The following is a 23,189-nucleotide window of genomic DNA, read 5'->3' on the forward strand; positions in this document are numbered from 1 at the left end:
CGGCGACCACCGCCGACGCCCCACCACTGCGTCCAAGATCACTGACCGGTGCTCACTCCTGCAGCGGACGCGGCTCCCCGGCCCCGACCTCGCGCGCCGCCGGCGACGACCCCAACGTGCCGCGCTCCGCCCCGCGCTCCACCGACGCCTGCTCCAACGGGCCCGGCACCTCCTTGCGCGCCACGGCCTCCGCCGCGCGCACCGCCTCCGCCACCGCCGGGTCCGGAGCCGTGTCGAACCACTCCGCGACCGACGCGTCGTCCTGCTCCGGCGCCGAGCTCACCGGCTGCTCGTAGGCGGGCGGCTCGTAGCGGAACACGCCGTCCTCGCCCGGCGCGCCCAGCATCTTCGCGAAACCCTCCAGCGCCTTGCCGTAGTCCGACGGCACCAGCCACACCTTGTTCGCGTCGCCCTGCGCCATCTGCGGCAACGTCTGCAGGTACTGGTAGGCCAGCACCTCCGGCGTCGGCTTGCCCGCCTTGATCGCCGCGAACACCTTCTCGATCGCCTTCGCCTGACCCTGCGCCTGCAGGTACCGGGCCGCCCGCTCACCCTGCGCCCGCAGGATCGCCGACTGCCGCTCCGCCTCCGCGCCCAGGATCGCCGCCTGCTTCGCGCCCTCCGCCGAGAGGATCTGCGCCTGCTTCTGGCCCTCCGCGGACTTGATCGCCGCCTCCCGCTGGCCCTCGGCGTTGAGGATCATCGCGCGCTTCTCCCGGTCCGCGCGCATCTGCTTCTCCATCGAGTCGCGGATCGAGGGCGGCGGGTCGACCGCCTTCAGCTCCACCCGCGCCACCCGGATGCCCCACCGGCCCGTCGCCTCGTCCAACACCCCGCGCAGCTGGTTGTTGATCTGGTCACGGGACGTCAGCGTCTCCTCCAGGCTCATCCCGCCGACCAGGTTGCGCAGCGTCGTGGTCGCCAACTGCTCCACACCCACGATGTAGTTCGAGATCTCGTACACCGCCGCCCGCGGATCGGTCACCTGGAAGTAGACGACCGTGTCGATCGACACCGTCAGGTTGTCCCGGGTGATCACCGGCTGCGGCGGGAACGACACCACCTGCTCGCGCAGGTCGATCCGGGCCCGCACCCGGTCGAAGAACGGCACCAGGATGTTCAACCCCGGCGCGGCGGTCGTGCGGTAGCGGCCCAGCCGCTCGATCACCGCGGCCGTGGCCTGCGGGATCACCAGCACCGACTTCACCGTGACTATCAGGACGAACAGCACCAGGACCGCGATGACGATCAGCGTGGTGGTCAACTCTCCCCGCCTCCACTCAGGCCCCGGACAGCACCACTGCGGTCGCGCCCGAGATCTCGACAACAGTGACTTCGGCGCCGGGCTCGATGACCTCGTGGTCCAACGACCGCGCCGACCACACCTCGCCGCCGATCCGCACCCTACCGCCGTGGCCGTCCACAGTGGACACGACGACGGCCGTGCTGCCCACCAGGGCCTCCACGCCCGACCGGTGGCCCTGGCCCAACGCCATCCGGCGCTTGATCGCGGGCCGCGCGCCCGCCACCAGCCCCAGCGACACCAGGCCGAACACGATCGCGCTGAGCACCACGTCCGCGCCCAACGCCGACGCGCCCGCCGCGCCGAACGCGGCCAGACCCAGCATGACCAGCACGAAGTCGCCCGAGAGGATCTCGGCCGCCACCAGGACGACACCGAGGATCAACCAGATCAGCGCGGCCACCCACCCATCCTCGCACTATCCGCGACCGAGGGTGGGGGTTTCAGTCCTGCGGCTCGGTCACGAAGTCGATCAGCCGCTCCACCGCGCCGATCAACGGCGTCTCCAGGTCCCGGAACCCCGACACCCCCGCCAACACCCGACGCCACCCCTCATGGGGCTCGCCCCAGCCGAGCGCGGCGCACACACCCTCCTTCCACGGCACGCCCCGCGGCACCACCGGCCACGCCGCGATCCCCACCGACGCCGGCTTCACCGCCTGCCACACGTCCACGTACGGGTGACCGGTGACCAGGACGTCCTCGTCCCGGATCGCCGAGACCAGCCGCGACTCCTTGCTGCCCGCCACCAGGTGGTCCACCAGCACGCCCAGCCGCCGCCCCGGGCCCGTGCCGAACTCCGCGATCCGGCCGGCCAGCTCGTCCACCCCGTCCAGCGGCTCGACCACGACGCCCTCCACGCGCAGGTCGTGCCCCCACACCCGCTCCACCAGCTCCGCGTCGTGCAGGCCCTCCACCCAGATCCGGCTGTCCCGGGCCGTGCGGGCCCGCAGCCCTTCGACCTTCACCGAGCCCGACGCCGTGCGCGCGGGAGCGGCCGCCTCGGGCGCGGGCCGCACCAGCGTCACCGGCTGCCCGTCCACCAGGAACCCCGCCGGGCGCAGCGGGAACAGCCGGTGCCGCCCCCGCCGGTCCTCCAGCACCACCTGGCCGTGCTCGAACCGCACCACCGCGCCGCAGAACCCCGACGCCGGGTCCTCCGCCACCAGCCCGACCTCGGCCACCACCTCGGGCACCGTCCTGCGCTTGCGGCCCGACAGCACGTCGCGGCCGTAGTCGTGTGATCGCACGGCCGGCGACGTTACCGGCCCCCGGCCACCGACGGGTGCCCGGGGAAGAACCCGGCGAACACCTCGCACCACGCCGCCAACCGGTCCCCGTCCACCACCGCCGACCAGCGCTCGATCCCGTCGCGCAGGTCGGGAGAGGCGTAGGCGAAGTCCACCGCGTCCACCGCCGGGTCGCCCACGCACGGCCGCGGGTCGATCGCCACCAACCCGCGCTCGCCCGCGTCCAGGACGTTGCCGAAGTGCAGGTCGCCGTGCAGCAACGTCGCCGCCACCCGGTCACGGGCCAGCGCCGCCGCCTTCGCGTGCGCCGCGTCGTGGTCGCCGGGGTGCCGCCGGCGCAGCACACCGAAGATGAAGTCCACCCGCTCGTGCAACGGCGGGAACCCCTCCGGCGGCGCGACGTGCAGCGCCCGCAGCACCTCGGCCAACCCCGGACCGTCCGCGGCGGGCGTGCCCGGCACCAGCCCTTCCAGCAGCAACGCGCCCCGCGCCGGATCCGCCCGCAGCACCCGCACCATCCGCGGCGACGGCTCCCACGCCCGCAGCGCCGCGTGCTCCTGCACCGAGATCGCCGGCTCCGGCGTCACCTTCAACACCACCGGCTCACCGCCGCGCGTGCACAGCAGCGCGTGCGACGTGCCGCCGGAGAACGACCGCACCACCTCCAGGCCCCAGTCCCGGCACAACCCCGCCACCAGCGCGTCCAGCCCGTCCAGCCACGACCGCACCCCCGGCCCGAAGCGCCGCGTCATCCGGTCCTCCAACGACGCCATTCAGCCGTCCAACCTCAGGATGAACTCCTCCACGTCCTCACCACGCCCCTCCGCGAACCCCACGTCCTCGCCGACCGGCACGAACCCGCACTTCTCCAACACCCGCAGCGACCCCACGTTGTCCACCGCCGCCCGCGCGTACAGCGGGCGCAGCGGCTCCTCCCGCAGGAACCGCTGCAACGCCGCCGTCGCCAACCCCTTGCCCCAGTGCTCGCGGTCGATCCAGCACGTCACCTCGGGCCCACCGAACCGGGTGAACCGCCCCACGTGGCCCACCACGTCGCCGTCGAACACCACCGTCCGCGCCGCCACCGAGTCGTCGGCCAGGATCCGCGCCCACCGCACCAGGAACGCCGCCCGGTCCGACGGGTCCGACGGGGTGAACGCGGCCATCCGGACCGCCTCCGGATCGCGCTGGTGCTCGAAGAACAGCAACACGTCGGCAGCGGTCACCTCGCGCAGTTCGACGTCCACGCGGCAAGTAGACAACACGCACCCGCGACGCCAGAAGGTTCCCCGCCCGGATCCGCCCGCCGGCGTCCGCGCCGGTCAGGACCCGGGCCCGGCGGGCACGCGCGGCCCGGTCAGAACGCGGGCCAGGGGATCGCCGGCCACTCGTCGGACGGCTTCGGGAACACCCCCGCCGCCAGCAGCTTCTCCACCCGCTCGGTCAACGCGCGCACCTCCGCGCGCGTCAGGTGCTCGTGCAGCCGCTGCGACAGCTCCCCGTCCAGGCACGACCGCAGCCGCCGCAGCGACTCCACCGCCTCCCCGGGCAGCTCCTCGCCCAACCACCCCCACAGCACCGTGCGCAGCTTGGCGTCGCCGTGCAGGCAGATCCCGTGGTCCACCCCGTACACCGCGCCGTCGAGCGCGTGCAGCACGTGACCGCCCTTGCGGTCGGCGTTGTTCACCACCACGTCGAACGCCGCCATCAACCGCACCCGCGGGTGGTCGGCGTGCACCAGCACCGCCGGCTCCCCGTACCGGTCGTGCGCCCGCAGCACCGAACGCCACCCCGGCCGCACCTCGTCCACCGGCACGATGTCCACCAGGTCGTCGTCCTCGCGGGTCTCCACCCACAACTGGACCATGCCCGACCCGAACGGACCCTCCCGCAGCACCGTCGGCGGCACCACGTGCACACCGGCCGCCTCCGACACCAGGTACGTGGCCACCTCGCGGCCCGCCAGCGTGCCGTCGGGGAAGTCCCACAACGGCCGCTCGCCGCGCACCGGCTTGTACACGCACTGCGCGGTCACGCCGTCGAGGCTGATCCTGCAGAACAGCGTCGCGTTCGACGCGTCCACCAGCCGGCCCTCGACGTCGATGCGGCCACGCCGCAGTAAGTCGAGCACCCCGTCGTCCGCCGGACCCACCGCCGCGCTCAGCCCTCGTCCGAACGGCGGTAGCCGTTCTGCCGCGGGCACACGTGCCCCTCCGGGTCCAGCGGCTCCGCGCACAGCGGGCACGGCTTGCGCCCTGCCCGCACCACCCGGTCGGCGCGCTCGGCGAACGCCCGCGCCTCCACCGGGCTCAGGAACACCCGCACCGCGTCCGGACCCTCCTCGGTGTCGTCGAGCACCACCGCCTCGTCGACCTCCTCCTCGGTGATCGCGAGCAGTTCGATGACCACCGCGCGGGACTCGGCGTCCCAGCCCAGCCCCATCGTGCCGACCTTGAACTCCTCCTCGACCGGCACCGCCAGCGGTTCGGTGTCCCGGAGGTCCTCGGGGACCGCGTCGGGGACGTCGGCGCCGAACCGCCGGTGCACCTCCTCCAGCAGCGAGCCGATGCGCTCGGCGAGTACGGCGACCTGTTGCTTCTCCAGCGCCACGCTGACCAGCCGGGCCTCCTCGGAGGCCTGCAGGTAGAACGTGCGCTCGCCAGGCTGCCCGACTGTGCCGGCGACGAACCGGTCGGGCTGGCGGAATACGTGGATGACGCGTGCCATGACAACGACGACCCTAGGCCACGCGAGCAAGATCGGCAGCCCTGCCCCTTGCTTTTCCACGACCGGCGAACACGACCGCCGGCCGGTCGGCGCCGCGCACCCGGATAAGGTCGCCGGGTGGTGAAGATCGCACCGTACGGAACGTGGACATCGCCCATCGCCGCGGCCGACGCCGCCGCGGCCGGCGGGGGCCTGCAGTGGGTCGACCTGCACGACGGTCGTCCCTGGTGGGCCGAGGGACGACCCGCCGAGGGCGGCCGCGTCGCGCTGGTGCGCGACGGACAGGACCTGCTGCCCCCGCCGTGGAACGTGCGCAACCGCGTCCACGAGTACGGCGGCCGGCCCTGGGTCGTGCTGGACACCCCCGAGGGGACTCGGGTGGCGTTCACGAACTGGGACGACCAGCGCGTCTACCTGTTCGACCCCGACGACCCGCGGCCCGTCCCGCTCAGCCCCGAGCCCGCGCGCCGGCACGGCTACCGCTACGCCGACCTCACCGCCGGACCCGGCCACGCCGAGGTGTGGTGCGTGCGCGAGACGGTGACCGGCGACGCCCGCACCGACGTGCGCCGCGAACTGGTCGCGCTGCCGCTGGACGGCTCCCCGCCGCGGGTGCTCGCCGCCAGCCACCACTTCATGACCGGGCCGCGGCTCTCGCCCGACGGCCGCCACTACGCCTGGATCGGCTGGGACCACCCCCGCATGCCGTGGGACGGCACCGAGCTGTGCGTCGCCGAGGTCGGCTCCTCCGACCACCGCGTCCTGGCGGGCGGCGAGACCGAGGCCGTGTGCCAGGTCGAGTGGGAGGGCGACTCCCTGCTCGCGCTGACCGATCCCGACGGCTGGTGGAACCTGTTCCGCATCGGCCTGGACGGCACGGCGGAGAACCTCGCGCCGTGCGCGGCGGAGCTGGGCGGGCCGATGTGGCGGCTGGGCAACCGCTGGTTCGCCGCCATCGGCCCCGGCCGCTACGCCGTGCTGCGCTCCGGCGCGCTGGCCGTGCTCGACGAGCGCAGCGGCACCGTCACCGACGTCGACGTGGACCAGCCCGTCTGGCACGCGCACCTCGCCGTGCACGACGGCGTCCTGGTCAGCGGCGCCGCCGGACCGCTCGCCGAGTCCGCCGTGGTGTCGCTGGACCTGTCCACCGGCGTGCTCACCGAGCACACCTCCGCCGAGTCGGCGCTGCCGGTGGAGTACCTGCCCGTGCCCGAGGAACGCGTGTTCAGCGGGCCGGACGGCGACGTGCCCGCCTACGTCTACCCGCCGTGCAACCCCGACTTCGCCGCCCCCGAGGGCGAGAAACCGCCCTACGTCGTGCACGTCCACGGTGGGCCCACCGGCCGTTCCGCGCCCGTGCTCGACGCGGAGCTCGCCTACCTGACCAGCCGCGGCATCGGCGTGGTCGCGGTCAACTACGGCGGCTCCACCGGCTACGGGCGGGCGTTCCGCGAACGGCTGCGCGAGCAGTGGGGCGTGGTCGACGTGCACGACTGCGCCGCCGTCGCCCAGGCCTTGGCCGACTCCGGCGCCGCCGACGGCGACCGGCTCGCCATCCGCGGCGGCAGCGCGGGCGGCTGGACCTCGGCCGCGTCGCTGACCTCGGTGAAGACCTACCGGTGCGGCATGGTCGCGTTCCCCATCCTCGACCTGGCCGGCTGGACCGGCGAGGGCGGCGAGACCCACGACTTCGAGTCCCGCTACGTCGAGGGCCTGGTCGGGCCCTGGCCCGCCGCCGCCGACCGGTACGCGGAGCGGTCGCCGTCGCACCGGGTGGACCGGCTGGCCGGGCCGGTGCTGCTGCTGCAGGGTTTGGAGGACGAGATCTGCCCGCCGGAGCAGGCCGACCGGTTCGCCTCCGCGCTGGACGGCACCGGCATCCCGCACGCCTACCTCACGTTCGAGGGCGAGCAGCACGGGTTCCGCAAGGCCGAGACGATCGTCGCCGCGCTGGAGGCCGAGCTGTCGTTCTACGGGCAGGTGTTCGGCTTCACGCCCGAGGGGATCGCGGTCCTGGAGCTGCGCCGGTGACGCCCCACGCGGCCGGCGCCGCCCGCTCGGGTGCCGCCACCTCAGGGTCCGCCACCTCAGGGTCCGCTGCGGCCGGGCCCGCGCTGCTGCGGCCCGGCGACCGGGTCGTCGTGGTCAGCCCGGCCGGACCGTGCTCGGCCGAACTCCTCGACGCAGGCACCGCGTGGCTGCGCAAATGGGGCCTGGACGTGCGGATCGACGCCCACGCCCTGGACACCCACCCGACGCTGGACTACCTCGCCGGCCACGACGCCGACCGCGCCCGCTCCTTCGAACGGGCCTGGCTGGACCCGACCGTGGCCGGGGTGCTGTGCGCCCGGGGCGGCTATGGCAGCCTGCGCATGGTCGACCTGGTCGACTGGACCGCCGTCGCGGCCGCCGCGGACGGCAAGGTGTTCGTCGGCTCCAGCGACACCACCGTGCTGCACGAGCGGTTCCTGGCGCACGGCGTGCCCACGTGGTTCGGGCCGATGATCGGCACCAGGGCGTTCGTCGAGGACACCGACGCCCGCGAACGGCTCCGCACCGCCCTGTTCACCGGCGTGACGTCCTACCGGGGCGTCGGCATGGCGCCCGGAGTCGCGCGGGGTGTCGCCGTGGGCGGCAACCTCAGCCTGCTCGATGCGCCGCCGCCTCCCGGCGCGGTCGTGCTGCTCGAGGACGTCAACGAAGAGCCGTACCGCCTCGACCGGATGCTCACCGACTTGCTGCGGTCCGGGTGGTTCGACCAGGTCGCCGGGCTCGTCCTCGGCTCGTGGACGGGGTGCGGCGACCCGTCCGCCGTGCTCGCCGACCGGCTCGGCGGACTCGGTGTGCCGATCGTCGCCGACGCCCGGTTCGGGCATTGCGAGGGCCAGCTCACCGTGCCCCTCGGCGTGCCGGTCGAGGTCGACGGCGGCACCGGGGTGGTCACCGTCGTGACGTGAGCACCCCGGCGTCGCCGCCGTCGCTGCCACCTGACCCGGTCACCGGCTCCAGTCGCCGGTCCTCACCGGGTCCGGCCGTTCCCCCGGTCCGACGGTCACAGGCCGAACGCGAGCAGCACGTCGCCGCCGTCCGGGTTCGGGTACTCCGGCGAGTAGCCCGCCTGCACGTACACCATCCCGTCGGCCACGACCGCGCCACCGCCACCACCGGAGATCGTGCCGCCGCGACCCGGCAGGCCGTTGACGCCGGTGAAGTCCCGGATCGTGTCGTAGGTCCACAGCACCCGGCCGTCACGCGCCGAGTACGCCCGCAGCTTGCCGTCGTTGCCGCCCTCCCACACCAGGCCCGGACTGCTCGTCACCGCCGGGCCGTGGCCCAGCGTGCAGACCTCCGGGTGCGCCGCGGCGCCGCCGGTCGTGCAGCCGTCCGCCGGGTTCGGCGTCTCCCACAGCACGCGGCCCGTGGCCGGGTCCACCGCGAACACCGTGCCCGGGTCGGCGAAGTACGTCGCGATGTAGAGCCGGTGCCCGTCGTAGCTCGTGCCCCACTGGATGCCCGAGATGCCGCCGTTGGGCAGCGGCACGCCCAGCTGCCGACGCCACACCACCTCGCCGGTCGCCGCGTCGAACACGTGGTAGACGCCCATCTTCTGCCCGACCCCGACCAGCCGCCGCCCGTCGACGGTGAACAGGTTCGGCGTCGCGCCGATGTCGTAGTCCAACGCCGAGCCGTCCTTCAGGCCGGGGCAGTAGCCCTCCGGGTCGGGGCTGGTGCACAACCCGCGCCACGTGTCGGCTTTCGTGACCTGGTTGCGCCACTTCACCGCGCCCGTGCGGTGGTCCAGCGCCAGCAACGTGTCGAAGTCGCCCGCGCTGCCGGTGTAGTTCTGGCCGGTGCCGACGTACACCGTGCCGCTGCGCGGGTCGACCACCGGCGAGCTCCACACCCCGGCGCCCGACGGCTCGTACCGGGTCGCGCCACTGGGCCACGTCCCGACCGCCTGCGGTTCGGGCACGGTGTAGTGGCGCCACACCAGTTCGCCGGTGCGCGCGTCGAGGGCGTCGAGGTGGCCGCGGAACGTGCAGCACGGGTAGTTCGGGTCGTCGGTCCCGTCCGGGCTGGTGGCCGCGTTCTCACCGCTCGACGTGCCGACGTACACCTTCCCGTCGTGCACGATCGGTGAACTGGTCACCGTCGCCGCCGGGTGCGCGTCGACCTGCTCGGCCCACACCACCCGACCCGTGGCCTGGTCCAGCGAGTAGACGAAGCCCCGGATGTCGCCGAAGTACACCCGCCCGCCCGACACCGACGGGCTGTCCCACGGGATTGCCGGCCGGGCGCCCGGAGCGATGCCGGAGAGGTCCGTCGTCCACACCTCCGCGCCGGTCTGCGCGTCCCGCGCGTGGAACTTCCCGTCCGGCCCGCCGAAGAACGCCACCCCGCCGACCACGGCGGGCTGGCTCCGCACCGGAGCCGCCGACTTCGGGAACGCGAACGCCCACTTCACCTTCAGCTTCGACACGGTGCGAGGCGTGATCCGCCACTCCGCCGCCGCATACCGCGACCCGGACGCGTCCTTCGACCAGGTGACCCAGTCACCCGACCGCTCGGGCCGCCCCGGCGAGGCCGACGTGCCCCCGCCCCCGAGCAACGCCACCGCCGAAGCCGCCGCCACCAACGCCACTACCCGTTCAGAGATCGGCATTCCATCCCCCTGCCATCGTGGAAAGCCTCTCCACCGTGACAGCGGAACCCGACGACCACGAGCCACGAAAGGACCCGATCCCGTCGGGAGAAGGTCCACCCCGACCGAGCCGATCGGTTGATCCCGACCCACCCTCGACGGACTACCCTCCGCCGCCGACCCGACGGCCGGCACCACGGCCGCCGCCGCGTTCGGCGACCGGACCGACCCACGACCTGGTGACCCGATCCACGGCCCGACCGACAGCTCGGACCGCCGTCGCGGAGGCTCGGGTCACCACCGCGACGCGCGACTGGCCGCTCGGCAGGAGGTGCCACCCGCAGGATTCCCGGTGCACCCCACGGAGTCGTCAGAGCGGCTTGCCGCGACGGTCCGTCAGGAGGTCGACCGACCCTCCACGGCGTCCGGCGGGCGGCACGAGCGCTGCGGATGACGGCCGGTCGTCCGCCCTGACGGCAGCCACCGGCCGATGTCAGGTGACGGCCACAGCCGACGTGAGGTGACGGCCAGTGTTCGCCACGTGGTGGTTAGCGGAGGTTAGGGGATGGTCACTGGTTGTCGCGGAGCATCTGGTTGTCCCGCAGTGTCTGGGTGTCGCGTCGCACCTCCTCCGCCTGGTCGCCGACGGCCTGGATCTCCTGGGCCAGCTCCGGGTGACTGGTCCGCATCCTGCTCAGCGCCGCCATCAACGGCTCCAGCAGCGCCACGGCGTCGTCGGCCGCCAGCGCCTCGCGCACCACGACGTCCATCCGGCCGACCTGACCGGCCAGGCTGCGCAACGACGCCGCGTTGTCCCGGGCCCACTGCGACACCGCGCGGTCGGCCGCCCGCCGGTCCCGCTCGGCACGCACCCGGCCCTCGGCCGTCGCGCCCAGGTCGGACGGGCGCAGCCGCAGGTACCGGCGCTCCGCCGCCTGTCTGCTGGCCACCCCGAGCGCGGGCGCCAGCTCGGCCCAGCTGGTGCCCAACTCGCGTGCCGCGGCGATCAGCTGCGGTTCCCATCCGGCCAGCTCGTCGCGCAAGCGCCGCAGGAGGACCAGTGCGGACAGCACCTGCCCCGCACTGAGGTCTTCCCCGGTCGCCGCCGCTCGGACGGTCTCGTAATCCCCGATCGCCATGACGTCAACTTACCGACGACATCTGGTCTTGTCAACCGGATGACGACGTGGTACAACTGAATCGCAGCGCAATCACCAGCGCATTGACCACGTAGACCAGGAGGTGTTCCCGATGTTGATGCGCACGGACCCGTTCCGGGAGCTGGACCGGCTGGCGCAGCAGTTCTTCAGCGGGCCGGGCACCTGGTCGCGGCCGACGCCCATGCCGATGGACGCCTACCGCGCCGGGGACCAGTTCGTGGTGGAGTTCGACCTGCCCGGTGTCACGCCGGACGCCATCGACCTCGACGTCGAGCGCAACGTGCTCACCGTCAAGGCCGAGCGTCGCCCCAACCGCACCGACGACGTCGAGATGCAGCTGTCGGAGCGACCGCTGGGCGTGTTCTCGCGCCAACTGTTCCTCGGTGACTCGCTCGACGTCGACCGGATCAAGGCGGACTACGACTCCGGCGTGCTGACGCTGCGCATCCCGATCGCGGAGAAGGCGAAGCCGCGCAAGATCGCCATCGGCCAGACCGACGACGCCCCGAAGGAGATCAACGCCTGACACGTCGACGCCGTCGGATACCGGATGTGCGCCGGGTCTACGGCAGGTAGGCCCGGCGCACGTCGTCCACCGACCACGACTTCGCCCACACCCACCGCACTACGCCGACGGATCCATCGACGCGGTGCCGCCGCAACGCGGTCGACCGCCCGGTCGGTCGCCGGCCCGGCAATCGGCGTGGCATCGGCGGAAATCGGTGGATCGTGCCGGCTGGCATCCGACAGGATCGCCGACCATGCGACCGGCACAGGGGGAAGTGCTGCACTTCTCCGAAGACCCCGCGATCACCCGGTTCGAGCCGCACGTCGCCGCCACCGCCCGGCAACCCGAGGCGTACGTGTGGGCCGTGGACCACGCACGGTCGCCCGACTACTGGTTCCCGCGCCAGTGCCCGCGCGCGCTGACGTGGGTCGAACCCACCACCAGCGCCGAGGACCGGGCGTGGCTGGGCGTCGAGCGGGTCCACGCGATCGAGTTCGGCTGGCTGCGTCGGATGCAGACCACCCGCCTCTACGCCTACCGGTTCGACGCCGGGGCGTTCCGGCCGTTCGGTGAACCGACCAACGCCCACGTGGCCACCGAACCGGTCGAACCGCTCGGCGCGCCCGAAGCGGTCGGCGACCTGCTCGCGTTGCACGAGGACGCGGGCATCGAGCTGCGGCTGATGGCCAACCTGTGGCCGTTCTGGCGGCGGGTGGTCACGAGCACGCTCGGGTTCAGCGGGATCCGGCTGCGCAACGCCCTGCCCGAACCGGACTGACGAACGCGCGGCCACCACCACCGGGCCGGCGCGACTGGACTGCCACCAGCACGACTGCCGCAGCTCAGCGGAAGTCGGCGGCGTGGTCGCGTGCCCACCGGTCGAACGTCAGGCCGGGCCGACCCAGCACCCGCTCGACGTCCGGCGACACCCAGCTGTTGCCCTCGGGATGACGGCCCATCTCCAGGAACCACTCGGCCACCACGGCCGGGTAGACGTCACGCCACAGCTCACGGGCCTCGGCCGGGGTCAGCTCCACGAACCGCACGTCACGGCCGATCGCCTCACCGATCATCCGCACCGCGTCCCGCCGACGCACGGGGGCCGGCCCGGTCGGCTGGTAGGTCCGGCCCCCGTGCCCGTCCTCCACCAGCGCCGTCACCGCGATCGCCGCGATGTCGTCCTCGTGCACCATCGCGCTGTGCCAATCACCGAACGGCGCTCGCACGACACCCTCGTCGCGGATCGACGGCGCCCACTCCCTCGTGTTCGCCATGAACTCGCCCGGGAACAGGTGCGTCCACTCCATCCCGGAGGCCTCGATCGCCCGGTGGAACACCCGGTGCCACGACTCCAGCGGATCGTCCTCGGACCGGCTCGGGTCGTTGTGCCCGAGATGCGTCACCCGCCGCACCCCGGCGCCCACCAGCGCGTCCACGATGGCCGGGCCGTCGCCTTCCATCGACACCAGGTGCACCCGTTCCACCCCGCGCAACGCCGCCGACAGCGACGCCGGGTCGGTGAAGTCGCCGGCCACCACCTCGACGGCCGCAGGCAGCCGAGCAGCCGCCGGATCACGGGTCAACGCCCGGACCGACCGCCCCGCGTCGAGCAGTCGACGCACCACGCATCGTCCGACGGTGCCGGTCGCACCGGTGACCAGAATCGGCATTGCTTCCTCCGGACAAGACAAGAAGGCACGACTCATAAGCCCTGGTGAGGACCATGGGGAGCACGGTTCGATCGCCGAGTCGGACGATGCCGAAACAAATGCCGAATTGTCAAACACGAACACGCTGTTCACGTTTTCCGGAAATGGGGGACAACGACGCGGGGTTGCCCACATACCGACCGGTCGGTACCCTCGCGACGTGGACGAACGGCGCATCGACGCGGTGGTGTTGGACTGGGGTGGCGTGCTCACGGTCTCCGTGCCCGCCTTCATCGAGGACTGGCTGACTTCGGAGAACATCGACCGGGACCACTACCGCCGGACCATGCGGGACTGGATGGGCCGCGACGCGCTGCCCGACAGCCCGGTGGCCCGACTGGAGACCGGCGAACTCGAGACCGGCGAGTTCGAAGCGCTCCTGGCCGCCGAACTGACCACCCTCGACGGACGCGAGGTGGCGTCGAAGGGCCTGCTGCGCCGCATGTTCGGCAGCGCCCACCCCGACCCGAAGATGGTCGACCTGGTCCGCGAACTGCGCGCCGACGGTCTGCGGACCGTGCTGCTGTCCAACAGCTGGGGCGAGGGCTACCCCGAAGAGCTGCTGCTCGAGCTGTTCGACACGATCGTGATCAGCGGGCGGATCGGGCTGCGCAAGCCCGACCCGCGCATCTTCCGGCACACGCTGGACCAGATCGGCCTGCCCGCCGAACGGTGCGTGTTCTTCGACGACGCGCCGGTCAACGTCGACGCGGCGCAGGCGGTCGGCCTGCACGCCCACCGGCACACCGACGCCGACACGACCCGTGCGGTGATCGCCCAGCTCAGGGGAGTCGCCGCATGACCGAACTACCGGGCCTGGACCTCGACCGGCTCGCCGCGCACCTGGGCACCGGCCCGTTGACCGGCGACCTGATCCCCGGCGGACGGTCCAACCTGACCTACCGCGTCACCGATGGCCACGAGCGCTGGGTGCTGCGCCGCCCGCCGCTGGGCCACGTGCTGGCCACCGCGCACGACATGTCCCGCGAACACCGGGTGATCAAGGCCCTGGCCGACACCGCCGTGCCCGTGCCGCGCGTCGAGCTGCTGTGCGAGGACACCGACGTCATCGGCGCGCCGTTCTACCTGATGGAAGAGGTGCCCGGGGTGGCGCTGCGGCACCGCGACCAGTGCCCCTGGCTCATCCCGGACAAGGCACGCACCCTGTCCGAACGGCTGGTCGACGTGCTCGCCGACCTGCACGCCGTCGACCCGAAGGAGGTCGGCCTGGGCGACTTCGGCCGACCGGACGGCTTCCTCAAGCGCCAGGTCGCCCGCTGGGGCAAGCAGCTCGACGCCTCCCGCAGCCGTGAGCTGCCCGGCATCGACGAGCTGCGCGACCGGCTCGCCGACAGCGTCCCCGACTCCGCCCGCGCCACGATCGTGCACGGCGACTACCGGCTGGACAACGTCCTGGTCACCGAGGACCCGCTGGACATCAGCGCGGTGCTGGACTGGGAGATGGCCACGCTGGGAGACCCGCTCGCCGACGTCGGCCTGCTGTGCGTGTACTGGAACGGCATCGGCGCGCGCGAGGACGACCCGATCACCGGCACCGTGCCGACGCTGCCCGGGTTCGCCGGCACCGACGAGCTGGTGCGCCGCTACGCCGAGCGCAGCGGCGCCGACACCGGCGGACTGGCCTGGTACACGGCGTTCGCCTACTTCAAGCTCGCCGTGATCCTCGAAGGCATCCACTTCCGCTTCACCCACGGCCAGACCGTGGGAGCGGGGTTCGACCAGATCGGCCAACTCACCCTGCCGCTGGTGCGCCAGGGACTCGCCGCGAGCTCAGGGGAGCACTGATGGACTTCGCCTACGACGCCAAGACCGAGGAACTGCGCGAGAAGCTGCTGCGGTTCATGGACGAGTTCGTCTACCCCGCCGAGCCGGTCGCCGAACGGCAGCTGGCCGACGCCGCGGACCCGTGGGCGCGCCCGCCGGTGTTGGAGGAGCTGAAGGCGGAGGCGCGCAGGCAGGGCCTGTGGAACCTGTTCCTGCCCGACCCCGAGCACGGCGGCGGCCTGACCAACCTGCAGTACGCGCCGCTGGCCGAGATCACCGGCCGCAGCCCGCACCTGGCGCCCGAGGCGCTCAACTGCGCCGCGCCGGACACCGGGAACATGGAGGTGCTGGCGATGTTCGGCACCGAGCAGCAGAAGAAGCAGTGGCTGCGGCCCCTGCTGGACGGCGAGATCCGGTCGGCGTTCTGCATGACCGAGCCGGACGTCGCGTCCTCCGACGCCACCAACATCGCCACCAGCATCACCCGCGACGGCGACGAGTACGTCGTCAACGGCACCAAGTGGTGGTCGTCGGGCGCGATGAACCCCAACTGCGCGATCTTCATCGTGATGGGCAAGACCGACCCGGACGCCGAACGGCACCGCCAGCAGGCCATGATCCTGGTGCCGCGCGACACGCCGGGCGTGCACGTCAAGCGCGGCATGCACGTGTTCGGCTACACCGACGCCTCCCACGGCGGGCACGCCGAAATCGTCTTCGACAACGTCCGCGTGCCGGCCGACAACCTGATCGCCGGCGAGGGCGAGGGCTTCGCGATTGCCCAGGCCCGTCTCGGTCCCGGCCGCATCCACCACTGCATGCGGCTGATCGGTATCGCCGAGCGCGCGCTGGAACTGCTGTGCCGCCGCGCGATCTCGCGCGTCGCGTTCGGGCAGCCGATCGCGCGCCAGGGTGTCGTGCAGGAGTGGATCGCCGAGTCGCGGGTGCGGATCGAGCAGGCCAGGCTGCTGGTGCTCAAGACGGCGTGGCTGATGGACACCGTCGGCAACAAGGGCGCGCACACCGAGATCCAGGCCATCAAGATCGGCACGCCGCTCATGGCCGAGTGGGTGCTGGACAAGGCGATCCAGGCGCACGGCGCGGGCGGCGTGAGCCAGGACTTCCCGCTGGCCGAGCTGTGGGCCGCGGCGCGGACCCTGCGCCTGGCCGACGGCCCCGACGAGGTGCACCGGATGTCGTTGGCGAAGCGGGAGCTCAAGCGGTATTTGTGACTGGTGAGCGACTTCGACGTGTTCCTCGCCGACTGCCCCGCCCGCACGACCCTGGAGGTCGTCGGGCACACCTGGTCGGTGGTGGTCGTCGTCGCGCTGGGCGACGGGCCGCTGCGGTACGGGGAGCTGCTGGACCGGATCGGCGGCATCAGCAACAAGATGCTCACCCAGACCCTGGCCCGGCTGCGGGGCAACGGGCTGCTGACGAGCGTGGACGGGTGGCACGACCTGACCGACCTGGGTCGGTCGCTGCTCACACCCGTCCGCGCGCTCGCGGCGTGGGCCGAGGAGCACACCGGCGAACTGCTCGACGCCCGGCGGGACGCCGACGTGGGCGCGGGCGTAGACGCGGGCGTCGATGCCGATGTGCTCGACGCGGGGCGCCAGGCCCCGCCACGGGACGAACCGCTCGACGTGCGGCGGCACGCGGTGCGATAGCAGGGCGGCAGCACGTAGTGCGGCGGGCGCGAGGGCGGCGGGGTCCGTGGGCGGGTAGGCAGGCGGCCGGTGTCCGATGTCCCGAGGCCCGGGGTGGTGGTCCCGGGGGATGTTCAGGGACGGGGTCTACCGGGGCGTCCCGAGGGCGAGTGTCCCGGCGCGACTGTTCTGAGGCGAGTGTCCCGAGGCGGCCTCCGGTGAGCTGGCGGGCCATGGGTTGGTTGCCGGCCTCGTTGTTTCAACCGACGTTCGAGTTCAATGATAACGCCGTATTCTTTGAAGGTCGCGAGCAGGTTCACCCGTTCGTGCACGACACGGGGCGTGAAAGCGCAGGTCAGAGCGATACGTGAGGAACCGATCGGTTCCTGGACCTGCGCGATCATGGCCGACATGACCCGCATCTCCGTCGTCACCGGCGCCAACCAGGGCCTGGGTTTCGCCCTCGCCGAAGGCCTCGCGCACCGCGCCGCCCCGTCCGACGTCGTCTACCTCACCGGTCGCGACGCCGGTCGGGTCGCGGACGCCGCCGCCCGCATCGACCACGCCGCGATCCGCACCCACGTGCTGGACGTCAGCGACGGCCACGCCGTCGCCGCCTTCGCCGACGACCTGCGCGAACGGCACGGTGGGGTGGACGTCATGCTCTCCAACGCCGCCGCCAGGCTCACCCCCGGCGCGCCGTGGGGCGACCAGGTCGGACCCTTCGTCGCCACCAACAACCTCGGCACCACCCACGTGCTGCGCGCGTTCACCCCACTGCTGCGCCCCGGCGGCGCGCTGCTGGTCGTGGCCAGCTCCTTCGGCACCGTGCGCCAACTGCCCCACCACCTGCACGAGCACTTCGCCGCACGGTCGCTCGACGACGTCGACGCCACGATGCTCGCCTGGCGCGACGCCGTGCTCGACGGCACCGCGGCCGCCCAGGGCTGGCCGGACTGGATCAACATCCCGTCCAAGGTCGGCCAGGTCGCCGCCGTGCGCGCGGTGGCCGCCGAACGCCGCGACGCCGACTCGGCCACCGGCACGCTGATCGCCGCCGTCTGCCCCGGCCTGGTCGACACCGACGCCTCCCGCCCGTGGTTCTCCGACATGAGCGGCGCGGCCAGTCCGGCCGAGGCGGCGAAGCCGTTGCTCGACCTGGCGCTCGGCGCGCGCCGCCCGGAGCACTACGGCGAGCTGGTCCAGTTCGGCCGGGTGTTGCGCTGGTCGTGAGGCACGGCCGCGAGCAGGGTGCGCGTGTAGTCGTGCCGCGGTGACAGCAGCACCTGCTCCACCATGCCCTGCTCCACCAGCTCGCCCCGGTACATCACCGCGACCCGGTCGGCGATCGTCCACGCCAGACCGAGGTCGTGGGTGATCACCAGCGCCGCCAGGCCCAGCTCACGGCGCAGCCGCAGCAGCAGCGCCAGGATCTCCCCGCGCACGGAGGCGTCCAGCGACGCCACCGGCTCGTCGGCCACCAGCAGCCGCGGGCCCAGCGCCAACGCGCCCGCGATCACCACGCGTTGGCGCTGGCCGCCGGACAGCTCGTGCGGCAACGACGGGAAGAACAGCTCCGGTGGCCGCAGCTCGGCCTGCGACAACGCCTCGGCGACCCGCGCGGACTCGTCGCCGGGCACCCGGTGGATGCGCAGGCCCTCCGCGACCGCCTCGTACACCGAGTGCCGGGGGTTCAGCGCGCTCGTCGGGTCCTGCAGCACCAGCTGCACCTGCCGCCGGTACGCGCGCAGACCCGCCGCCGACCGGGGGAGTTCGACGCCCTCGAACAGCACCCGGCCCGCGGTCGGCTTCTGCAGTCCCAGCAACGTGCGGGCCAACGTCGTCTTGCCCGAGCCCGACTGGCCGACCAGCGCGACGATCTCCCCGGCCCGCACCTCCAGGTCGACCCCGGCCACGGCCTGCGTCGCGCCGAACGACACCCGCACGCCCTCCGCCCGCAGCAGCACCGGCCCGTCCGGGGCGACCTCCGACGGCGTCACGTGCCTCGACGCCGGATCGCCCACGGTCGGGAACGCCGCCGCCAACGCCTGCGTGTGCGGGTGGGTCGGCGCCGCGATCACCTCCCGCGCCGGCCCCTCCTCCACGACCTGCCCGTGCCGCATCACGGCCAGCCGGTCGCACGTCGAGGCCAGCACGGACAGGTCGTGGCTGATCATCACCAGCCCGATCCCGCGCTCGGCCACCAGCCGCTTGAGCAGGTCGAGCACCTGCGCCTGCACCACGACGTCCAGCGCCGTGGTCGGCTCGTCGGCGATGACCAGGCGCGGCTCGCACGCCAACGCCATCGCGATCATCACCCGCTGCTTCTGCCCGCCCGACAGCTCGTGCGGGTAGGCCCGCGCCGCCCGCGCCGGCAGCTCCACCTGGTCCAGCAGCGCCGACACCGACCCGGTCACGCCGTGCAGCCGCATCGGCTCGGCGATCTGCTCCCCCACCCGGTGCACCGGGTTCAACGCGTGCATCGCGCCCTGGAACACCACCGACGCCGCCGCCCACCGCACCGCCCGCAGCCGGCCCCACGACATCCCCTGCACGTCCTCGCCGTCGAGCAGCACCTGGCCCTCGACGCGGGCGTTGCGCGGCAGCAACCGCAGCACCGACATCGCCACCGTCGACTTCCCGCAGCCCGACTCCCCCGCCAACCCCAGCGTGCGCCCCGCCTCCAGCGCCAGCGACACCGACCGCACCGCGGTCGCCTCGCCGCGCGCGGTCCGGTAATGCACGCTCAGGTCGCGCAACTCCAGCAGGCTGCTCACCGCTCCCCCTTCAGCCGCGGGTTGAGCACCGTCTCCAGGGCCCGCCCGCACAGCGTGAACGCCAGCACCACGCACACCACGCCCAGACCCGGCGGCACCAGGAACCACCACGCCCGCTGCGACACCGCGCCGTGCATGTTCGCCGCGTGCAGCAGCGACCCCCACGACACCCGCGTCGGGTCGCCCAACCCCAGGAACGACAGGGTCGACTCCGCCACGATCGCGCTGGCCACCGTCAACGTCGTGTTCACGAACACCAGCGGCAGCACGGCGGGCAGCACGTGCCGCCCGATCACGTGCCCGTGGCCGCCGCCCAACGCGCGGGACCGCTCGATGAACGGCCGCGCCTCCACCGCCAGCGTCTGCGCCCGCACCAGCCGCGCCGTCGCCGGCCACGACGTCACCCCGATCGCCAGCACGATCGTGCCGAGCCCGCGCGGCAGCACGGTCGACAGCGCGATGGCCAGCACCAGCGACGGCAGCACCAGGAAGAAGTCGGTGAACCGCATCAGCACCGCCGACAGCCACCCGCCGAAGTGCGCCGCCGCGATCCCGACCACGGTGCCGATCAGCACCGACAACACCGTGGCCGCGAGGCCCACGACCAGCGAGATCCGGGTGCCCCACCAGGTCAGCAGCAGCACCGAACGCCCGTTGTGGTCCGTGCCCAGCCAGTGCTCCGAGGACGGCGGCTCCCACGGCCGCGCGGTCACCCGCGTCACGTCCAGCCCCGACGCGTCGGTCACCCACGGCGCCAGCACCGCCAGCACCGCGATCACCGCCAACCCGATCAGCCCCACGAGGCCGCCGCGCTGGGAGGCGAACTCCCGCCACGTCGCCCGCGCCGCGGCCCGCCGCCGCTGCCACGCGATCGTCGTCACGACGCACGCACCCGCGGGTCCAGGACCCGGTACAGCAGGTCCGCGAACACGTTCATGGTGATCACCGCTCCCGCCAGCACCACGAACGTGCCCTGCAGCAGCGGCAGGTCCGGGCCGGTCAGCGCCTCGTAGGTCAACAGCCCCAGCCCCGGCCAGGAGAACACCGTCTCCACCGTGATCGCGCCCGACACCACCAGCCCCAGGTGCAGGAACACCAGGGTCACGGTCGGCAGCAGCGCGTTGGGCACCGCGTGCCGCCGCCGCACCAGGTCGTCGCGCAACCCCTTCGCCCGCGCCGTGGTCAGGTAGTCGGCGTGCATCTCCTCCAGCAACGACGACCGCATCACCAGCAGGTACTGCGCGTAGACCACGGCGATCATGGTCAGGCACGGCAGCACCATGTGGTGGGCCACGTCGACCGCCTGCGACAGGAAGTCCGGCGGCGTGTCCGGGTAGCGCATGCCGCCGCTGGGGAACAGGTCGCCGGTCGCCAGCGACAGCAGCATGCCCAGCCAGAACGTCGGCATCGCCCACTGCGCCAGCGCCAGCCCGGTGGAGATCCGGTCCGACCGCGACCCGCGCCGCCACGCGCCCCGGATGCCCAGCCACAGCCCGATCACCACGGCCAGCACGGTCGACGTGCCGGTCAGCAGCACGGTCGGCCACAGCCGTTCGCCGATCAGCTCCAGCACCGGCCTGCTGTAGACGTAGGAGGTGCCGAAGTCGCCGCGCAGCGCCGCGGTCAGGTAGTCGAGGAACTGCTCGTCCAACGGCTTGTCCACGCCCAGCCGCGCGCGCAGCTCGGCGAGCTGGTCGCCGGTCACCGGCCGGCCGCGCGTCATCGCGACCACCGGGTCGCCGGGGATCACCCGGAACAGCAGGAACCCCAGCGCCACCACGAACAACAGGCTGACCAGCGCGCCGCCGACCTTGCCCGCCAGGTGCCGGATCACTCGCGGTCCTCCGCGCGCAGCCCGCGCCGCCGGCCGATCAGCCACGCGCCGCCGACCAGCACGATCAACGCGCCGCCGACCACGCCGAGCACCAAGCCCGTGCCGGACCCGGTCGGCTCCCCGGTCGACGCGACCGGCGTCGCGCCGTAGTAGCCCCACACGCCGTTCTGGGCCATGATCACGCCGCCCGGGTCGGGCTGCACGGGGAACGAGGCGAACTTGTCGCTGCGGTAGGCCTCCAGCGCGTTGTCGTAGCCCAGCACCACGGCCGGCACCTGGTCGTAGAACCGCTGCTGCATCTGCCGCACGAGCTCGCGCCGCTTCGCCGGGTCGAACTCGGCGCGCTGCCGCGCGTAGAGCGCGTCGTACTCGGGGTCGCAGAAGAACGTGTCGGTGGTGCCGCCCTTGCCGTCGGCGTTGGGCCGCTGGCCGCACGTGTGCAGCGACAGGATGAAGTCCGGGTCCGGGTTGGTGCCCCACCCGGAGAACACCAGGTCGAACGTCCCGGCCGTGCTGGACTCGTTGAGCTGGTTGTCCGACACGATCTGCACGTCGACCACGATGCCCAGGTCGGCCAGCGACCGCTTGACGAACTCGCCGGCCTGCTCGTCGTAGGCGCGGCTCGCGTGCCCGAGCAGCCGCAGCTCCATCCGCCTGCCCTGCGGCGAGACGCGGATGCCGTCCGCGCCGCGCGCGTAGCCCGCCCGGTCCAGGTCGGCGTTGGCCGCGGCCGGGTCGTAGGGGTGCGCCTGCTCCGGCGTGAAGTGGTAGTCGCCGAACACCGGCGGGATCGGGCCGGTGCCGCGCTGCGCGTAGCCGCCGTTGACCTTGGCGATGATCCCGTCCAGGTCCAGCGACTTGGCGATCGCCCGGCGCACCACCACGTCCTTCAACGCCGGGTGGCCGTCGCCGATCGGCTCGCCGGTGCGCGTCGCCGCACCCGAGTTGATCACGATCTCGTTGAAGCGGCGGCCCTGCGCCTGGTTGCGCGTGATGCCTTCCTTGTCCTTGAGCGAGTCGAACTGCGCCGGCCCCATCCGGTTGACCAGGTCGACCTCGCCCTTGCCCAGCGCCTGCACCGCGGCGTCGGAGGTCTTGTAGTAGGTGAACGTCAGCTCGTCGTACTTGGGCGCGCCGCGCCAGTAGTCCTTGTTCGCCTTGAACCGGATGAACTCGTTGGCCCGGTACTCGGTCAGGATGAACGGCCCGCTGCCCACCACGGGGGTCTGGTCGTTGCGGTACTCGCCGATGTCGGTGACCTTCGACCACACGTGCGCGGGCACGATCGGCACGTCCAGCGCCAGCATCGTCGCCTGCGGCTGCTTGGTCTTGACCACCAGCGTGCGGTCGTCGGTCGCGGTCACCGACTCGAAGTCGGCGGTGAAGCTGCCGTTGGCCGTGGCGGCGGTCTCGTCGCGCATCATCAGGTCGTAGGTGAACGCCACGTCCTTGGCGGTGATCGGCTGCCCGTCGGACCACTTCTTGCCCTCGGGCACGTGGAAGGTCCACGTCAGCCGGTCCTCGGAGGACTCCCACCGGTCGGCCAGGCCCTCCACCGGGCGCTGGTCCTTCACGTCGTAGGCGGTCAGGTAGTCGTACATCAGCCTGCCGACCTCGGTGCCCGCCTGGAAGACCGACAGGAACGGGTTGAGCGAATCCACCTGCTGGGTGATCGCCACCCTCAAGGTCACCGCCTGTTGCGCCTGCGCCGGTGTCGGCGCGAGCACTACCACCATCGTCATCGCCGCCGTGACCGCGCCGAACCGTCGGATACCCACAGTGACCGCCTCCCGCCCGTGCGTGGAAGTCAAGAAGTAACCACTACGTTGTGGCGCGCGTCAAGAA

The 23,189-nt window shown here is 72.7% G+C and carries 24 protein-coding genes; 9 read left to right on the forward strand and 15 right to left on the reverse strand.

Annotation, left to right across the window (positions count from 1 at the left end; translation table 11 throughout):
• Positions 1–52: 52 nt before the first annotated feature.
• From ACZ7GX_RS20350 to ACZ7GX_RS20380, 7 genes are all read right to left on the reverse strand, one after another.
• Complete coding sequence (locus ACZ7GX_RS20350; RefSeq protein WP_498778610.1) at positions 53–1,264, reverse strand: SPFH domain-containing protein; 1,212 nt, start codon at positions 1,262–1,264, stop codon at positions 53–55.
• Positions 1,265–1,280: 16 nt separating this feature from the next.
• Positions 1,281–1,706, reverse strand: a complete 426-nt coding sequence (locus tag ACZ7GX_RS20355) for an NfeD family protein (protein ID WP_498778611.1) — start codon at positions 1,704–1,706, stop codon at positions 1,281–1,283.
• Between the two features lie 40 nt (positions 1,707–1,746).
• Positions 1,747–2,553 carry a DUF3097 domain-containing protein gene (locus ACZ7GX_RS20360; RefSeq protein WP_498778612.1) on the reverse strand — a complete coding sequence of 269 codons (807 nt, stop codon included), beginning with the start codon at positions 2,551–2,553 and terminating at the stop codon, positions 1,747–1,749.
• A gap of 11 nt (positions 2,554–2,564) precedes the next feature.
• Positions 2,565–3,326, reverse strand: a complete 762-nt coding sequence (locus tag ACZ7GX_RS20365; RefSeq protein ID WP_498778613.1) for an aminoglycoside phosphotransferase family protein — start codon at positions 3,324–3,326, stop codon at positions 2,565–2,567.
• Entirely contained in the window at positions 3,327–3,800 is a 474-nt protein-coding gene (locus ACZ7GX_RS20370) for a GNAT family N-acetyltransferase (protein WP_498778614.1), read from the reverse strand.
• Positions 3,801–3,910: 110 nt separating this feature from the next.
• Positions 3,911–4,684: an SCO1664 family protein gene (locus ACZ7GX_RS20375; RefSeq protein WP_498778615.1), complete on the reverse strand. Its 774-nt coding sequence runs from the start codon at positions 4,682–4,684 to the stop codon at positions 3,911–3,913.
• 29 nt (positions 4,685–4,713) lie between these two features.
• Positions 4,714–5,280 carry a DUF3090 domain-containing protein gene (locus tag ACZ7GX_RS20380; RefSeq protein ID WP_230567929.1) on the reverse strand — a complete coding sequence of 189 codons (567 nt, stop codon included), beginning with the start codon at positions 5,278–5,280 and terminating at the stop codon, positions 4,714–4,716.
• Positions 5,281–5,397: 117 nt separating this feature from the next.
• On the opposite strand from ACZ7GX_RS20380, the gene ACZ7GX_RS20385 reads away from it, so the two are divergent.
• Both ACZ7GX_RS20385 and ACZ7GX_RS20390 read left to right on the forward strand, forming a co-directional pair.
• Positions 5,398–7,311 (forward strand): prolyl oligopeptidase family serine peptidase, encoded by a 1,914-nt coding sequence (locus ACZ7GX_RS20385; protein WP_498778616.1) that lies wholly within the window; start codon positions 5,398–5,400, stop codon positions 7,309–7,311.
• Complete coding sequence (locus ACZ7GX_RS20390; protein ID WP_498778617.1) at positions 7,308–8,237, forward strand: S66 peptidase family protein; 930 nt, start codon at positions 7,308–7,310, stop codon at positions 8,235–8,237. Before ACZ7GX_RS20385 ends, ACZ7GX_RS20390 begins: the two co-directional genes overlap by 4 nt.
• Positions 8,238–8,332: 95 nt before the next feature.
• Here ACZ7GX_RS20390 and ACZ7GX_RS20395 read toward each other — a convergent pair whose 3' ends face one another.
• Entirely contained in the window at positions 8,333–9,943 is a 1,611-nt protein-coding gene (locus tag ACZ7GX_RS20395) for an outer membrane protein assembly factor BamB family protein (RefSeq protein WP_498778618.1), read from the reverse strand.
• Positions 9,944–10,491: 548 nt separating this feature from the next.
• The gene (locus ACZ7GX_RS20400) at positions 10,492–11,061 is read right to left on the reverse strand and encodes a hypothetical protein (protein WP_498778619.1); all 570 of its coding nucleotides are present in this window, start codon (positions 11,059–11,061) and stop codon (positions 10,492–10,494) included.
• Positions 11,062–11,173: 112 nt separating this feature from the next.
• Here ACZ7GX_RS20400 and ACZ7GX_RS20405 point away from each other — a divergent pair, with 112 nt between their 5' ends.
• Positions 11,174–11,608, forward strand: coding sequence for an Hsp20/alpha crystallin family protein (locus ACZ7GX_RS20405; RefSeq protein WP_498778620.1), 435 nt, complete (start codon positions 11,174–11,176; stop codon positions 11,606–11,608).
• A 37-nt stretch (positions 11,609–11,645) separates the two neighbouring features.
• On the opposite strand, the gene ACZ7GX_RS20410 is transcribed toward ACZ7GX_RS20405, so the two are convergent.
• The gene (locus tag ACZ7GX_RS20410) at positions 11,646–11,792 is read right to left on the reverse strand and encodes a hypothetical protein (protein ID WP_498778621.1); all 147 of its coding nucleotides are present in this window, start codon (positions 11,790–11,792) and stop codon (positions 11,646–11,648) included.
• Positions 11,793–11,843: 51 nt separating this feature from the next.
• Here ACZ7GX_RS20410 and ACZ7GX_RS20415 point away from each other — a divergent pair, with 51 nt between their 5' ends.
• Positions 11,844–12,368, forward strand: coding sequence for a DUF6886 family protein (locus ACZ7GX_RS20415; RefSeq protein WP_498778622.1), 525 nt, complete (start codon positions 11,844–11,846; stop codon positions 12,366–12,368).
• A 64-nt stretch (positions 12,369–12,432) separates the two neighbouring features.
• Here ACZ7GX_RS20415 and ACZ7GX_RS20420 read toward each other — a convergent pair whose 3' ends face one another.
• Positions 12,433–13,296, reverse strand: a complete 864-nt coding sequence (locus ACZ7GX_RS20420; RefSeq protein ID WP_498778623.1) for an NmrA family NAD(P)-binding protein — start codon at positions 13,294–13,296, stop codon at positions 12,433–12,435.
• A gap of 163 nt (positions 13,297–13,459) precedes the next feature.
• Between ACZ7GX_RS20420 and ACZ7GX_RS20425 the strand changes: the two genes are divergently transcribed.
• The 5 genes from ACZ7GX_RS20425 to ACZ7GX_RS20445 all read left to right on the forward strand — a co-directional run bounded on the left by ACZ7GX_RS20425 (position 13,460) and on the right by ACZ7GX_RS20445 (position 17,966).
• Entirely contained in the window at positions 13,460–14,101 is a 642-nt protein-coding gene (locus ACZ7GX_RS20425) for an HAD family hydrolase (protein WP_498778624.1), read from the forward strand.
• Positions 14,098–15,105: a phosphotransferase family protein gene (locus tag ACZ7GX_RS20430; RefSeq protein WP_498778625.1), complete on the forward strand. Its 1,008-nt coding sequence runs from the start codon at positions 14,098–14,100 to the stop codon at positions 15,103–15,105. The genes ACZ7GX_RS20425 and ACZ7GX_RS20430 overlap by 4 nt, the downstream gene beginning before the upstream one ends.
• The gene (locus tag ACZ7GX_RS20435) at positions 15,105–16,316 is read left to right on the forward strand and encodes an acyl-CoA dehydrogenase family protein (protein ID WP_498778626.1); all 1,212 of its coding nucleotides are present in this window, start codon (positions 15,105–15,107) and stop codon (positions 16,314–16,316) included. The genes ACZ7GX_RS20430 and ACZ7GX_RS20435 overlap by 1 nt, the downstream gene beginning before the upstream one ends.
• A gap of 3 nt (positions 16,317–16,319) precedes the next feature.
• Positions 16,320–16,754, forward strand: a complete 435-nt coding sequence (locus ACZ7GX_RS20440; protein WP_498778627.1) for a winged helix-turn-helix transcriptional regulator — start codon at positions 16,320–16,322, stop codon at positions 16,752–16,754.
• A gap of 390 nt (positions 16,755–17,144) precedes the next feature.
• Positions 17,145–17,966: an SDR family NAD(P)-dependent oxidoreductase gene (locus ACZ7GX_RS20445; RefSeq protein WP_498778628.1), complete on the forward strand. Its 822-nt coding sequence runs from the start codon at positions 17,145–17,147 to the stop codon at positions 17,964–17,966.
• Here the strand turns inward: ACZ7GX_RS20445 and ACZ7GX_RS20450 are convergent.
• Genes ACZ7GX_RS20450 through ACZ7GX_RS20465 form a run of 4 tightly spaced genes read right to left on the reverse strand, consistent with a single transcriptional unit; the run spans position 17,921 to position 23,086 of the window.
• Positions 17,921–19,510: a dipeptide ABC transporter ATP-binding protein gene (locus ACZ7GX_RS20450; protein WP_498778629.1), complete on the reverse strand. Its 1,590-nt coding sequence runs from the start codon at positions 19,508–19,510 to the stop codon at positions 17,921–17,923. The two genes, ACZ7GX_RS20445 and ACZ7GX_RS20450, sit on opposite strands and share 46 nt — an antisense overlap.
• On the reverse strand, positions 19,507–20,391 hold the full coding sequence (locus ACZ7GX_RS20455; protein ID WP_498778630.1) for an ABC transporter permease: 885 nt from the start codon (positions 20,389–20,391) through the stop codon (positions 19,507–19,509). Before ACZ7GX_RS20455 ends, ACZ7GX_RS20450 begins: the two co-directional genes overlap by 4 nt.
• A complete protein-coding gene (locus ACZ7GX_RS20460; RefSeq protein ID WP_498778631.1) occupies positions 20,388–21,344 on the reverse strand; it encodes an ABC transporter permease in 957 nt (318 codons plus the stop codon). The genes ACZ7GX_RS20455 and ACZ7GX_RS20460 overlap by 4 nt, the downstream gene beginning before the upstream one ends.
• On the reverse strand, positions 21,341–23,086 hold the full coding sequence (locus ACZ7GX_RS20465) for an ABC transporter substrate-binding protein (protein WP_498778723.1): 1,746 nt from the start codon (positions 23,084–23,086) through the stop codon (positions 21,341–21,343). The genes ACZ7GX_RS20460 and ACZ7GX_RS20465 overlap by 4 nt, the downstream gene beginning before the upstream one ends.
• Positions 23,087–23,189: the final 103 nt, after the last annotated feature.

The organism is Actinosynnema sp. NPDC037264, from assembly GCF_055603705.1.